This is a genomic window from Leeuwenhoekiella sp. ZYFB001 (assembly GCF_011784865.1).
In the GTDB taxonomy this organism is placed as follows: Bacteria; Bacteroidota; Bacteroidia; order Flavobacteriales; family Flavobacteriaceae; genus Leeuwenhoekiella; species Leeuwenhoekiella palythoae.
In genome coordinates this window covers 3476475-3490467 of the sequence record NZ_CP050460.1, presented here as the reverse complement: position 1 = coordinate 3490467, position 13993 = coordinate 3476475, and the positions used below count along the sequence as shown (strand labels likewise).

Sequence of the window (13993 nt, the reverse complement as noted above, 5' to 3'; positions counted from 1 at the left end):
GCCGTTTTCACCTTTTGAAAACGGCTTTTTTTATGGGCATAGGCATGCATTGCAGCGTTTTCCCGATATTTAACCTTTCAAATATCAAGCACCCTTTAATGACCACACGCGTATTTGTCTCCATTTTGGTACTGAGTCTTTTCTCTTGTAAACCTTCATCCGAAGATTATAATTTACTCAGTACAGGAATTTCAAGAGAATTAGCCGATTTTAGAAAGCAACAGCTCAGCGATATTGTTTATGATCTAGAGTTCTCTATCCCTGAAAAATTAGAAGATTCGATACCCGCCTCTCTAGATCTTACGCTTACCATTCACGATAGTTCTCAACCGCTTTATCTTGATTTTAATGTGGAAAAAGGTCACGTAAGTAAAGTCATAGCCAATACCGAAGTCATTGAGATTATTCACGAGCAGGAGCATGTGATCATTTCTTCAGAATATTTAAAAGAAGGTAAAAATCATATTGAAATAGCATTTACTGCCGGAGAGCAATCTCTTAACAGAAACGAAGACTTTTTATACACGCTCTTGGTTCCTGATAGGGCAAGTACCTTATTTCCTTGCTTTGATCAACCTAATTTAAAGGCAACTTATAATTTAAGCATCACCGCACCCCAAGATTGGGAAGTTCTGGCCGGAGCACCGGAGCAAGAGCAATCAAAAAATGGAAATTTCATCACGCATACCTTTGCCACCTCAGACTTGATGAGTACCTATTTATTCTCTTTTGTGGCCGGAAAATTTAAAACCGCAACAAAAGATCTTTCAGGGTTTGATATGAAGTTACTTTATCGCGAGACAGACAGTGCAAAAGTGCAATCCAGTCTTGATCCAATTTTTGAATTGCATAAAGGCGCGGTAGATTATTTAGAGGACTATACTGCATATTCTTTTCCGTTTCAGAAGCTTGATTTTGCTGCGATTCCCATTTTTCAATATGGCGGAATGGAGCACGTGGGCGCTATTCAATACCGGGAATCTACTTTATTTTTAGATCAGACCGCAACCGAAAGTCAGTTGTTAAGCAGAGCCAAACTCATCGCGCATGAAACCTCGCATATGTGGTTTGGCGATTTGGTCACGATGAACTGGTTTAATGATGTTTGGATGAAAGAAGTGTTTGCCAATTTCATGGCAGATAAGATCGTTAATCCGGCATTTCCTGAGGTAAATCACGACTTGTTATTTGTATTGAGTCATTACCCCGGCGCTTATGGTGAAGACCGCACAAAAGGTGCTAACCCCATACGTCAAGAGCTTGATAATTTAAAAAATGCCGGTTCTCTTTACGGCGGAATCATCTATCACAAAGCGCCTATCATGATGCGTCAGCTTGAGCTTGCTACGGGTAAAAAAGCTTTTAAAGAAGGTATTCAACAGTACATAAAGACCTATGCTAATGATAATGCTGTGTGGGATGATCTGGTTTCTATTTTAGATACTAAAACAAATTTAGACCTCAAAAAATGGAGTGAAGTCTGGGTTAATCAAAGCAGTCGCCCTGTGTTTTCTGAAGAAATTACCTATGATGCTCAGAATACTATTGAAAAATTTCAACTTATTCAAAGTGCTGAAGACGGAAGTGCTAAAATTTGGCCGCAAACCTTTAAAATTGGGCTTGTATATGCCGACTCTACCCACATACTCACAGCTGCTTTTAAAGAAAAACGCTTACTTCTAGAAGGTGCTCAAGGTTTGCCAAAACCTCAACAAATTATCTACAATTACGACGGAATGGGTTATGGTATTTTTCCGCAGAAAGATGATTTGCTTCAAAGTCTTCCGCAGGTTCAAGATGAGGTGGCCAGAGGATACAGCTATATCAATGTTCATGAGAATTTATTAAATGCAGGTCTTAATCCCATTTCAGTATTTGAACTGTATAAAAAAGGCTTGGTTAACGAAAAAAACGCATTGATCTTAAACCGAATCAGCAGTCAGATGCAAAATTTATACTGGACCTACCTCACCGATATACAACGCGAATCGCATCAGAAAGAGTTAGAAGATCTGGTGTATAACCAGTTGCAGCAAGCGCTTCCGGCGAATATTAAAAAAACACTTTTTGGGCTTTTTGAGTCTATTGCCTATTCACCTTCAGGTAAAGACCGCTTATATGCAATATGGAATAGGGAAACACAGATAAATAACCTTAAACTCAACGAAGACGATTATACCGGCATCGCTATGCAACTTGCATTATTTGGGCACGAGCATACTGATGCCATTCTCAAAGAAGCATCAGCCGCCATTACCAATCCTGATAAAAAACGCCGATTTGAGTTTTTACAACCCGCACTATCTTCAGACGAAGCTACCCGCGCTAGCTTTGTAAACAGTTTGCGTGATGCTAAAAACAGAGAGAAAGAATCTTGGGTACTTTCAGCATTAAATTATATAAACCATCCATTGAGACAAGAAAGTGGTTTAAAACACCTTAAAACCTCTTTAAAATTACTCGAAGAAATACAACTGACAGGAGATATTTTCTTTCCAAAGAATTGGTTAAATGCTACCATTGGGCGTTATTCTTCAGCAGAAGCATATACCATTAGAGAAAATTATTTAAAAGCACATCCTGACCTCAACAAGGTGCTTAAAAACAAATTATTACAAGCCACTGATGATCTCGAACGTGTGCACGTGATGCAAGCTTCTTTAGAAAATTAAAAAGTTATGGATCAAACTTTCCCTAAAAAGGAGCATTTAAAGCGTAAAAAACTACTGGATAAATTGTTTACCGAAGGTCAAAAGGTAAACAGTTATCCGTTGTTATTATTTTACGTCCCAACCGCTTTGCCAGAAGAACAAGTACAAATACAAGCTGGCGTTTCTGTAGCAAAACGCAATCATAAAGAAGCGGTAACACGCAACAGGTTAAAGCGCTTAATGCGCGAAGTTTATCGAAAAAACAAAACGCAGTTTCAAACAAATGACAAGACTTTTGCGTTTATGTTTATCTATACCGGCAAAGAAATAGCTTCTTATATCCAATTAGAAAAAGCGATGTTGAAGCTTATTGCAAAGTTTAATGCTAAAACAGCCACAACAGATCAAGAGGCCGGTTTTTAAATTTCTTTGCTTTCTTAGTATCTTTCTAAAAGCAATACCTAAAAAATAATTTCTATGAAAAAGCGCATACTCATCTCAGTAACAGCGGTCCTCATTTTATTTACAACCGTAAGTTTTAAAAGTGACTTTTTTGAAATCGCCAAGCAGATAGAAATCTTTACCACTTTGTTCAAAGAGCTCAATATGAATTATGTAGATGAGGTAAATCCGGCGGAGCTTATGGATAGCGCTATTGAAGGAATGCTGGCAGATCTGGATCCTTATACTAAATACTGGACAGAACAAGAGGTTGAAGATGCGCGTATAAGTAACAGTGGAGAATATACGGGTATTGGCGCTTCGGTATTAACGCGTAATAAAACCATCACAATTTTAGAAGCTTATAAAGATTATCCTGCTGATAAAGCCGGTTTGCAAGCGGGAGATGAGTTGATCAAAATAGGAGATATCAACATCGCAGACTTTGAAGAAGATGCCGGTGATCTGTTACAAGGTGCTCCGGGAACGAGTATTCCTATAACGTACAAACGTCAAGGTAAACTTCAAACCACCAGTCTGACCAGAGAAGAAATTGACATCAATGCGGTGCCGTATTACACGCTTATTGATGGAAAAATAGGGTATGTAGTGCTTTCAAAATTCAATAAAAAAGCTTCGTCAGAGACTGCAGCAGCCATTAAAGATTTAAAAGAGCAAGGAGCAACTTCACTTATTTTAGACTTGAGAGGTAATCCCGGCGGACTTTTAACCGAAGCTATAAATGTGAGTAATTTATTTCTTCCGAAGGGTAAATTGATCACCAACACAAAATCGGTTATTGAGAAATACAATCAGGAATACTATACGCCAAAAGAGCCGTTGGATACGGAAATCCCGGTAGCAGTTTTGATCAATGGTCGCAGTGCATCGGCGAGCGAGATCGTATCAGGCTCATTACAAGATTATGATAGAGCAGTGGTGGTGGGTGCACGTAGTTTTGGTAAAGGTTTGGTGCAGCGGCCTAAAGAGCTTACTTACGGCACGCAATTGAAGATCACCATCTCTAGATATTACACCCCAAGTGGTAGATGTATTCAAGCTTTAGATTATTGGAATCGGGATGATAACGGTAATGCCATACGCACAAATGCAGAAGATTACAACGAATTTAAAACGAGTACCGGTCGCAAGGTCTATGACGGCGGCGGAATTTTACCGGATATTCAAATTGAATCAGCAGGAATGAGCGCGATCACCGAAGCGTTACTACGCGATCAAGCGATCTTTGATTTTGCTACTGATTATTTTTACAAACATAAGCATAACAACATCTCTGATTTTAAATTCACCAATGCAGATTATACGGCATTTAAAACGTACTTAGATAAGCAAGGTTTTGAGTATCAAACCCAAACTGAAAAAGATCTTGAAGAAGTTTACCTAGATGCATCTAAAGATAACTTACAGGATGATATCAGTAGTGAGTATGCTAACTTAATGCGTACCATTGATGTTGCTAAAAAGGAGCAACTGAATAGAAAAGAACGTGAGATTTCTAAATTGATCATTGACGAACTTGTAAAGCGGTATTTTTATCGCGAAGGTTTGTATGAATATCAACTTTCACACAATGAGGAAATTGAAGAGGCTAAAAAAGTACTCCAAGATCCACAGCGCTATGCAAAAATTCTTAACCGATAGATTTTCTGGGTTATACTTAATTAACCAAAAATATTTAATATACTATTATTTTAGTACAAAATACAACATTTAAGAACTGGTTTAACATTAATAGCCAGTTCTTTAACTTTAAATTAGTAGTAATTTAATCGCTATCTCTTATGTTATATGTATGATAACTATAGATAAGGATACCGATAAGAACACAGAAATTTTAGGAACAGCGATAAGCTATTTAGAAGACCGAGGATATGAAAATATCAAAGCCGATACAGACGGTTTTGAGTCTCCTAAATCGTATATCAGACGCGGAAGCGAAGTATCAATCACACCAGATATTGTAGCGGAACGCGATGGCGAAAAACATATTTTTGAACTGAGTTTAAAATCTAAAAAACCTAGACTACTGAAGTCAAAATGGTTATTTTTAGATACTTTGAGTTCGATGAAGAATTTTAAGTTTAAAATCTTTACCACTAGAGGTCATTATAAATTCACCGATGACACCTTAAACAGTATCAATCTTGATATGACTCCGGTGAAGATTTAAACATCCTCAGTTATAAACATATTAAAAGCCGCGTATTGCGGCTTTTTTTATTGGCGGCGCCAAAGGGTATCAGATATCTTAGTCGTTTATTTTTTTATCATACGTATATGCGGAATATCATCTTCTAGATAACCTTCTCCAATTTCTTGAAATCCAAGGTCGTTGTAAAACTTCTTTAAATAGGTCTGTGCAGACAATTCTATTGTGCTCAGATCTAAGGTATCTTCAATAAAAGCAATAGAAGCTTTCATAATATCTTTTCCAAAACCGTATTGTCTCACATTTTCTTTTACAACAACGCGACCTATGCTAGCGTTATCAAAATAATATCCGGGTTCAAAAACCCGTGTATAGGCTACCAGTTGCTCCTTATGATAACCTAGAATGTGCATGGCCTTTTGATCTTTACCGTCAACATCTTGATATGGGCAATTTTGTTCTACCACAAATACTTCAGCGCGCAATTGGAGTACTTCATATAAACTGTTTAAGTTAAGCTCATTAAACGCTTTAATTTCAATAGTCATCATTGGGGGTTCTAAGTTTTAGTTTTGTTGCAATATCTAATTTTTAGAGAGAACTTCTTTATCTAGCTTCATATCTTCGAATCCTTTGATGAAAACTTTCAAAAGCTCGCTTTATTGATATAGTAAAGCTCCAAAACAAACCCAAAAAGCAGACTGTTATTAGCGGTTGAACATTAAAAAATAGTAAGCTATCTGATTAAGAATACAATGCAGTTTACAAAACACGTGATAGTGCTCGTTTTCAATAAGTTAACATTTAGTTAACATGACTGTTTATAAGTTGTCGTCAAAAAAGTAAAATGAAAATTGCTTAAATGAGAAAAAATTACAAAGCAGATCTTAAGTAATATCATGCAAGAAAATCTTGTAGAATTTTCTTTTCAAATTATGAGCATAAAAAGAATTCATTTTTAATAAGTGTTGATAACGTTTTATTCAAAAAATGCATTTAATCCAGGTTATCAACAATTGTTAACAGTGTTTACTAAAAGCTTATAAATCAAGTAAAAATTGTATTTAAAAGTATGGAATAAAGCGTTAATATCTACCCATAATTAAAAAAACAAATTTTAGGATCCCCAAGTTATACCGCTATTAACAGACTATAATAACCATCACTTTTAATTTAAATTTTAAAAAAGAAAAATGATATATATGTATACTGTTGAAAACTGTTTTTGAAGACTATTTTGAATTGGGAAACTTAGCTGACTCTACTTGAAATGTATTTATAATAAAAAAGGAACCCTGTTTAGAGTTCCTTTAGTACTTTTAAAAGTGGTTGATTGTATTAAAAAATTGAATTGACGTAGGATAAAACAGCTACGAATCCCAGGATGAATATTCCTATAAAGAGCAGTGCTATTCTATAGCGTTTCAATTTAAACGTTTTCATAAAGAAAAGTTTTGATTAATGAATAGAACAAAATTAAGGTTTTTTTAACAAAAACGATTGTTTTGAAATTAAATCTTGATCATGTTACTGTTAAATATGTATTTATTTGATAATGAAATACTAAGATTAACTAAAAGTTCACCTAAACACGACTTAAGTTAATACGATTAACGCTAATTTTGCACTAATTAATAAAAGCATTTAATGCCAAATAAAAAGAGAAGAAGAAGATCAAATACTCAAATCGGTGATCTCACTCAAAAGATTTTAAAAATTTTAAAAAGAGAACCCGGTAAATTATTCAATCATAAACAAATTGCGGCTAAACTTCAAGTGGATGACCCAAACAGCCGTAACGAGATCGTAAAAAAGCTCTCACAACTTACCGCAAAAAAACATATCGAAGAGAAAGAGCGTGGCAAATACAGCTTTAACGCGACCTCTCATTATCATACAGGAACACTAGATGCTACTTCTCGTGGAGATGGTTATGTTGTTGTAGAAGGAATGGAACAGGATATTTATATTCCTAAGAACAACATGAATAAGGCCTTGCACGGTGATACGGTTAAAGTATATGTTTACAAACAACGCCGAAGCAAAAAACACGAAGGGGAGATTGTAGAAATTCTGGAACGCAAAACAGACGAATTCGTAGGTGTAGTGCAGATGCAAAAGAACTTTGCTTTTGTAAATACTTCCGCAGAAGGAAAAATGCGTACTGATATTTTTGTTCCGAAGAATAAATTGAATGGAGCACAGGATGGTGAAAAAGTGCTCGTAAAGATTGAAGATTGGCCGGAGAAAGCAGATTCGCCCTTCGGAAAAGTGATTAAAGTACTGGGCTTACCAGGCGAACATAATACAGAAATTCATTCTATTTTAGCGCAGTACGGCTTGCCCCATGATTTCCCTGAAGAGGTTGAAGCCTATGCTAATAACATTGATACAAGCATAAAAGCAGAGGAGATTGCTAAGCGTCGCGACATGCGGGAGGTGCTCACATTTACTATTGATCCTAAAGATGCAAAGGATTTTGATGATGCGTTGAGTTTTCAGGTTTTAGAAAATGGAAACTATGAAGTAGGAATTCACATCGCAGATGTTTCTCATTATGTTATTCCGGGAACTATTCTGGATGAGGAGGCCTATGAACGTGCGACTTCGGTGTATTTAGTAGATCGAGTGGTGCCCATGTTACCTGAGATTTTATCTAATAACGCTTGTTCGTTAAGACCTAACGAAGAGAAATATACCTTTTCTGCAGTATTTGAATTAGACAAATCTTCGGGTAAAGTGAAAAAGCAATGGTTTGGGCGCACAGTAACCTATAGTGATGCACGTTTTGCATATGAAGAAGCGCAACAAATTATAGAAACCAGAGAAGGATTGATTCCTGAGGACATTTCGCTTACCGGAAAGTCATATAACGTAGATCCTGCTATTGTAAATGCTACTTTAGAACTAGACAGAATCGCAAAAATTATGCGTAGGCAACGTATGAAAAATGGTGCGATTTCTTTTGATAAAGTGGAAGTAAAATTTGAACTCGATCGAGAAAATGATCCGGTTGGAGTTTTCTTTAAAACTTCAAAAGATGCTAATAAGCTAATTGAAGAATTTATGCTTTTGGCCAATAGAAAAGTGGCTGAGTTTATAGGAAAGCAATCCCCAAAGAAAACTTTTGTTTATCGTATTCACGACGAACCCAATGACGAGAAGCTTGCAGCTTTGCAAACCATCGCAGGTCGTTTTGGTTATAAAATGAATCTTAAAGATAGAAAAAGTACAACCGCTTCTTTAAATAACCTTCTTACTGATGTTGTTGGTAAAAAAGAACAGAACCTGATAGACACACTTGCTATTCGTACGATGAGCAAAGCGGTATATAGTACAGACAATATAGGACACTACGGATTGGCTTTTGAGTATTATACGCATTTCACTTCACCAATACGCCGTTATCCTGATGTAATGGTACATCGCCTTTTACAGCATTATCTAGATCAAGGTAAATCTGCTTCAGAAGAAGAATATGAATCTAAATGCAAACACAGTAGTGATATGGAATATCTGGCTACTAGTGCTGAGCGCGATTCTATCAAGTATATGCAGGTGAAGTTTATGCAAGATCACAAAGATGAAACCTTCTTAGGTGTGATTTCCGGAGTTACCGAATGGGGTATTTATGTGGAGATCATAGACAATAAATGTGAGGGGATGATTCGTTTAAGAGACATTAAAGGCGATCATTTTGATTTTGATCAGGAGAAATATGCTATCGTAGGTCGCAAAACCGGAGCTACAATTACCCTGGGTGATGAGGTTTATGTGAAAGTAAAAGAAGCAGATCTTGTTAAAAAACACCTTGATTTTACTTTGGTTGACGTTAAAGAGGCAATTCAATAAGATAGCTACTGTAACAAATCAAAAACCGATTGGTCTTTTAAATACGAAAAATCAATTCTTATGAAAAAACTAATCATGGCAGTACTATTTGTGGCTGCAGGTGCAACGTATGCACAAGACGATACCAAAGACGTTGGCGATTTTACCGAAGTAAAAGTTTTTGATCGCATGCGCGTCAACCTTATTAAAGATTCTGAAAACAAAGTTTATTTAAAAGGTAAAGACACTGATTATATAGAACTTGTTAATAAAGACGGCGTTTTAAAAATACGTATGGATCTGGATAAGATCTTTGATGGTAACGAGACTTTTGTTGAAGTTCATTATAATAATCTAAGAGTTATAGACGGTAACGAAGGCGCAGAAATTGTGGTAAACGAATTGCTTGAACAACCTAAAATTGAAATTAAAGTACAAGAAGGCGCTCAAGTGACTGCTGGTTTAAAGGTAGAAAATGCCGAAATGCGTGCTGTAACCGGTGGAATTATTACCGCAAGCGGAAGCGCTGTAAATCAAAATGTAGAAGTAAATACAGGTGGAGTTTTTGAAGGAAAATCTCTAGAAACTACAGATACCACGATACGCATTCAGGCTGGGGGAGAAGCAGATATTTTTGCCCGAAGAACTGCCGAAGTTAAGATCAGAGCAGGTGGCGATGTAGACGTTTACGGAAATCCCACAGAGCTCATCAAAGATAAATTTATAGGGGGTCGCGTACGTGTGATGAAGTAGTTTAGTTCAATTTGGTTACTTTTGTAATCTAATCGTCGGTTAATAACCGGGGGTAGAATCTTAATAAAATACTTCATAGTGCTATTTCTAGAAGATCTAGCTTGCTAAGAAGTAAAAAGACTTCCTACTTCTAAATGCTACAAGACATTTCAACAGCAATACCACTTGGTTTTCTACTTGCCTTTCTTGTAGGACCTGTGTTTTTTGTACTATTAGAAACAGCTGCTCTAAAGGGTTTTAGAGCAGCTGTTCTATTTGATATAGGTGTCGTTACTGCAGATACCTTATTTATTTTTATAGCCTACTTTAGTACTAATCAGCTACTTGATAAACTTAAAGACGATCCTGCACTTTATATTTTTGGTGGGATGTTACTCGCAGTTTATGGGATTATGTCATTCTTGAGGGTTAAAAAAAACAAACTTGATGATGATGAACATCCTACTGTTGTGATGAGTAAACGCAACTATTTTGGGCTTTTTGTAAAAGGTTTTTTACTCAACTTTATTAACATTGGAGTACTAGGGTTTTGGTTGGTAATTCTTATTTCAGCTGGGCCACAGTTAGATATGAATTCAGAGCGATTAACGGTATTCTTTGGTACCATTTTGCTCACTTATCTAATCATTGATATTATTAAAATTCTACTTGCTAAAAAGTTACGCAGCAAACTAACACCAACACGTATTGCTATTATAAAACAAATTATAAGCGTGTTGATGTTCTTATTCGGTTTATTATTGATCTCAAAAGGTTTATTTCCTTCAAAAATTCATCAGATTGAAAAACGTATTGAGGAGATCGCGCCAGAGAATGAGTTTATCGAAGGAGATACGATTCCGTTTTAAAATTCTTTGAAAAATCAAGACATAAAAAAAGACCCTTCAGTTGAAGAGTCTTTGTTGAGGTGTCGAGCGGATTCGAACCGCTGTAGATGGTGTTGCAGACCACTGCCTAGCCACTCGGCCACGACACCCTTTTTAATTAGGACTGCAAATTTAAGGTTTTTCTTTAGATATAAAAGCTATTAACGTTTTTTAGTCATTGTAACGCCTACCGAAGCAACATCACCACCAATCGGCGGATTGATTTTACGCACAGTAACTTTAGCTTTTGTTATTGTTGAAATCTCTGATAAAGAACGATTTAAAATACGATCGCATACGTGCTCTAAGAGCTTAGAACGCTGCGCCATTTCTTCTTTAATAATTTTATTGAGATGTACATAATCTACGGTATCGCTCAAGTTATCAGATTGAGCCGGTATGGATAGATCTGTCTTTATTTTTAAATCTACGAGATAATCAGAGCCTATCTGACCTTCTTCTACCAGACAGCCGTGGTATGCATATACTTTTACGCGATTGAGTTTTATAACGCCCATTACAACTTCATTTTATAGGGTAAAGATATTATTTATAAAGCAGAGCAGGAACTTGATTATCGAGGTTTAAATAGGTTGTTAATCACGTTTCAGCACACGTATTTTTAGTATTTTTGGCAACTTATAGGGTATATTATTTAAACAATAGTGTACTTCAGTTTAAGCTCGATAGACGAGTAATTCTATTTTTCAGCATTTATTAAGCTATGGCAGAAGATTATGTAGCTCTTAATTTTTTAGAGCAAATCGTAGAAGAAGATATTACTAACGGATTTCCTAAAGATGATTTACGCTTTAGATTTCCACCGGAACCTAATGGTTATTTACACATTGGGCATTGTAAGGCTATTTGCATCAGTTTTGGACTGGGTGAGAAGTACAATGCTCCGGTAAACTTGAGATTTGATGATACTAATCCTTCTAAGGAAGAGCAGGAATATGTAGATGCGATTCAGGAAGATATAAAATGGTTAGGCTTCAAGTGGGATAAAGTTTGTTATTCTTCAGACTATTTTCAGCAGTTGTACGATTGGGCGATTCAGCTTATAAAAGATGGTAAAGCGTATATAGATTCACAGTCTAGTGAAGACATGGCTGAGCAAAAAGGAACCCCTACAGAACCCGGAACTAACAGTCCGTACCGGGAGCGTTCCGTAGAAGAAAATTTAGAGCTGTTTGAGAAAATGGCAAAAGGTGAATTTGCTGAAGGTGTACACGTTCTACGCGCCAAAATAGATATGCAATCGCCTAATATGTTATTACGTGATCCTATTATGTATCGCGTTATTAACAAAGCGCACCACCGTACAGGAAATACCTGGAATATTTATCCAATGTATGACTGGGCACACGGAGAGAGCGATTATGTAGAGCAAGTTTCACATAGTTTGTGTTCGCTTGAATTTAAGCCGCACAGACCGCTTTATGAGTGGTTTGTGGATAATGTGTATACAAACGGTATTAAACCCAAACAACGCGAATTTGCGCGCTTAAACCTAAGCTATACGATTATGAGTAAGCGTAAGTTGCTTAAGCTCGTACAAGAAGGTATTGTAAGCGGTTGGGATGATCCTAGAATGCCTACCATTTCGGGGATCAGAAGACGTGGGTATACGCCGGCTGCGATACGTAATTTTATAGATGCAGTTGGAGTTGCTAAGCGTGATAATGTGATTGATGTTTCGCTTTTAGAATTCAATGTACGTGAAGATCTTAATAAAACAGCGCCACGTGTTATGGCCGTTTTAGATCCGGTAAAATTGGTCATCACCAATTATCCTGAAGATCAAGAAGAATGGTTAGAAGCCGAAAATAACCAGGAAGATGAAAGTGCAGGATTTAGAAAAGTGCCTTTTTCCAAAGAATTATACATCGAGAAGGATGATTTCAAAGAAAATGCAAACAGCAAATACTTCAGACTTACTTTAGGTAAGGAAGTACGTTTAAAGAATGCGTATATCATCAAAGGAGAGTCGGTTGTAAAGGATGCTGACGGAAACATTACCGAAATTCACTGTACATACGATGCCGATTCTCGAAGTGGAAGCGGTACCGAAGCAAGTCTGCGTAAAGTAAAAGGAACCTTGCATTGGGTTTCAATTAAGCACGCTATAAAAGCTGAGGTGCGTTTGTATGATCGTCTGTTCAATCACGAGTCTCCAGATGGTGATAAAGAGGTTGATTTTATGGAGCATCTCAATCCTAATTCTTTAGAAACTATTACCGGATATTTAGAGCCAAGTCTTAGCGAGGTAGAGCCGATGGATATTTTTCAGTTTCAGCGTCTAGGCTATTTTAATGTTGATAAAGACAGTACCTCAGAACATTTAGTCTTCAATAAAACTGTGGGATTACGCGATACTTGGGCAAAGGTTGAATCAAAATCAACAAAAAAAGAGCAGCCTAAAGCAGCGCCTAAAAAGCAAATTCCTCAAATACCTGCGTTAAACGAAATCAAAAAAGTAGGGAAGAAGCTGGCGCAAATTCCAGATGAGAAACGGGTAAAGGCGATTGCGAGAATTCGCGAACTAGCTAAAGATGTAGATTATGAAGAACTTAAAGAGTTGTTTAATACTTCAGCTAAGAAGATAGGTACACGTCTAGCGGTTTTAGAAACCTTGATTGTTTTAATTCAGTTGAATAAAGTTGACCAAAAGCATGACGAAGTGGCCGCTTATCTTGAAGAAATGAAAACCTCAGGAAATGAACTTTTAGAAAATTCGGTTAAAAACCTATAATTTTATCTTAGTATAGACATTGAAAAAGGGCCCTCGTGGCCCTTTTTTAGCATACCTTTAAGGTTAATAGTCAATTTATTAACCGGTTATTAACGGAGATTAGATTTTAACATTATTACTTTTGAGCATAACAAAAAACAATCACCATGTCAAAAACAAGTAATACCATTTTAGCATTAGTAACGGGAGCAGCAATTGGAGCAGGACTTGGCTTATTATATGCACCGGAAAGCGGCGATAAAACAAGAAAGAAAATTTCTAAAAACGCAAAAGAAGCTAAAAAGAAACTAGAAAAGCAGATTCAGGAAACTTCAGATCATTTATCTGCATCTGCAAAAGAGGCTAAAAAATCTTTTGACGCTAAGCTTGAAGATACTTTAAAGACTGCGAGCTCAAAAGCAGATAACATTTTAGTTTCTATGGAAAAGAAACTTGAAGAATTAAGAAAGAAAAATGCTAAAGCGACTACAGAAGTAGTTGAGGAAGTAAAAGATATTGATGTACCAACTGCAAAAGCATAAGGGTG

Annotated in this window: 11 protein-coding genes and 1 tRNA gene; 9 read left to right on the top strand and 3 right to left on the bottom strand. The window is 36.5% G+C overall.

The genetic code is table 11. From position 1 onward, the window contains the following. Positions 1-98 precede the first annotated feature (98 nt). The 4 genes from HCN54_RS14990 (at position 99) to HCN54_RS14975 (ending at position 5283) form a co-directional block, all read left to right on the top strand. Entirely contained in the window at positions 99-2672 is a 2574-nt protein-coding gene (locus tag HCN54_RS14990; protein ID WP_167598422.1) for a M1 family metallopeptidase, read from the top strand. 6 nt (positions 2673-2678) lie between these two features. Continuing rightward, the gene (gene rnpA / locus HCN54_RS14985) at positions 2679-3074 is read left to right on the top strand and encodes a ribonuclease P protein component (protein ID WP_167598421.1); all 396 of its coding nucleotides are present in this window, start codon (positions 2679-2681) and stop codon (positions 3072-3074) included. Positions 3075-3128: 54 nt separating this feature from the next. Then, positions 3129-4754: a S41 family peptidase gene (locus HCN54_RS14980; protein WP_167598420.1), complete on the top strand. Its 1626-nt coding sequence runs from the start codon at positions 3129-3131 to the stop codon at positions 4752-4754. A gap of 151 nt (positions 4755-4905) precedes the next feature. Then, on the top strand, positions 4906-5283 hold the full coding sequence (locus HCN54_RS14975) for a hypothetical protein (RefSeq protein ID WP_072980949.1): 378 nt from the start codon (positions 4906-4908) through the stop codon (positions 5281-5283). An 86-nt stretch (positions 5284-5369) separates the two neighbouring features. Here the strand turns inward: HCN54_RS14975 and HCN54_RS14970 are convergent, their stop codons facing one another. Then, positions 5370-5810: a GNAT family N-acetyltransferase gene (locus HCN54_RS14970; RefSeq protein ID WP_167598932.1), complete on the bottom strand. Its 441-nt coding sequence runs from the start codon at positions 5808-5810 to the stop codon at positions 5370-5372. A gap of 1099 nt (positions 5811-6909) precedes the next feature. Between HCN54_RS14970 and rnr the strand changes: the two genes are divergently transcribed. The 3 genes from rnr (at position 6910) to HCN54_RS14955 (ending at position 10694) form a co-directional block, all read left to right on the top strand. Beyond that, on the top strand, positions 6910-9114 hold the full coding sequence (gene rnr, locus HCN54_RS14965; protein ID WP_167598419.1) for a ribonuclease R: 2205 nt from the start codon (positions 6910-6912) through the stop codon (positions 9112-9114). Positions 9115-9174: 60 nt separating this feature from the next. After that, positions 9175-9846 carry a head GIN domain-containing protein gene (locus HCN54_RS14960; RefSeq protein WP_167598418.1) on the top strand — a complete coding sequence of 224 codons (672 nt, stop codon included), beginning with the start codon at positions 9175-9177 and terminating at the stop codon, positions 9844-9846. A 134-nt stretch (positions 9847-9980) separates the two neighbouring features. Next, the gene (locus tag HCN54_RS14955; RefSeq protein WP_072980941.1) at positions 9981-10694 is read left to right on the top strand and encodes a LysE family translocator; all 714 of its coding nucleotides are present in this window, start codon (positions 9981-9983) and stop codon (positions 10692-10694) included. Between the two features lie 57 nt (positions 10695-10751). Here HCN54_RS14955 and HCN54_RS14950 read toward each other — a convergent pair. Continuing rightward, positions 10752-10822 (bottom strand) — tRNA-Cys (locus HCN54_RS14950). Between the two features lie 51 nt (positions 10823-10873). After that, the gene (gene folB, locus HCN54_RS14945; RefSeq protein WP_167598417.1) at positions 10874-11230 is read right to left on the bottom strand and encodes a dihydroneopterin aldolase; all 357 of its coding nucleotides are present in this window, start codon (positions 11228-11230) and stop codon (positions 10874-10876) included. A 206-nt stretch (positions 11231-11436) separates the two neighbouring features. Between folB and HCN54_RS14940 the strand changes: the two genes are divergently transcribed. Together HCN54_RS14940 and HCN54_RS14935 are read left to right on the top strand one after the other, a co-directional pair. Further along, on the top strand, positions 11437-13467 hold the full coding sequence (locus tag HCN54_RS14940; RefSeq protein ID WP_167598416.1) for a glutamine--tRNA ligase/YqeY domain fusion protein: 2031 nt from the start codon (positions 11437-11439) through the stop codon (positions 13465-13467). Between the two features lie 146 nt (positions 13468-13613). Continuing rightward, on the top strand, positions 13614-13988 hold the full coding sequence (locus tag HCN54_RS14935; RefSeq protein WP_072980935.1) for a YtxH domain-containing protein: 375 nt from the start codon (positions 13614-13616) through the stop codon (positions 13986-13988). The last annotated feature ends 5 nt before the right edge of the window (positions 13989-13993 follow it).

What these genes read in the sequence shown, in the direction of transcription:
- HCN54_RS14990 (WP_167598422.1), top strand. Translation starts at nt 99, where the DNA reads ATGACCACACGCGTATTTGTCTCCATTTTGGTACTGAGTCTTTTCTCT.
- rnpA (WP_167598421.1), top strand. Translation starts at nt 2,679, where the DNA reads ATGGATCAAACTTTCCCTAAAAAGGAGCATTTAAAGCGTAAAAAACTA.
- HCN54_RS14980 (WP_167598420.1), top strand. Translation starts at nt 3,129, where the DNA reads ATGAAAAAGCGCATACTCATCTCAGTAACAGCGGTCCTCATTTTATTT.
- HCN54_RS14975 (WP_072980949.1), top strand. Translation starts at nt 4,906, where the DNA reads ATGATAACTATAGATAAGGATACCGATAAGAACACAGAAATTTTAGGA.
- HCN54_RS14970 (WP_167598932.1), bottom strand. Translation starts at nt 5,810, where the DNA reads ATGACTATTGAAATTAAAGCGTTTAATGAGCTTAACTTAAACAGTTTA.
- rnr (WP_167598419.1), top strand. Translation starts at nt 6,910, where the DNA reads ATGCCAAATAAAAAGAGAAGAAGAAGATCAAATACTCAAATCGGTGAT.
- HCN54_RS14960 (WP_167598418.1), top strand. Translation starts at nt 9,175, where the DNA reads ATGAAAAAACTAATCATGGCAGTACTATTTGTGGCTGCAGGTGCAACG.
- HCN54_RS14955 (WP_072980941.1), top strand. Translation starts at nt 9,981, where the DNA reads ATGCTACAAGACATTTCAACAGCAATACCACTTGGTTTTCTACTTGCC.
- folB (WP_167598417.1), bottom strand. Translation starts at nt 11,230, where the DNA reads ATGGGCGTTATAAAACTCAATCGCGTAAAAGTATATGCATACCACGGC.
- HCN54_RS14940 (WP_167598416.1), top strand. Translation starts at nt 11,437, where the DNA reads ATGGCAGAAGATTATGTAGCTCTTAATTTTTTAGAGCAAATCGTAGAA.
- HCN54_RS14935 (WP_072980935.1), top strand. Translation starts at nt 13,614, where the DNA reads ATGTCAAAAACAAGTAATACCATTTTAGCATTAGTAACGGGAGCAGCA.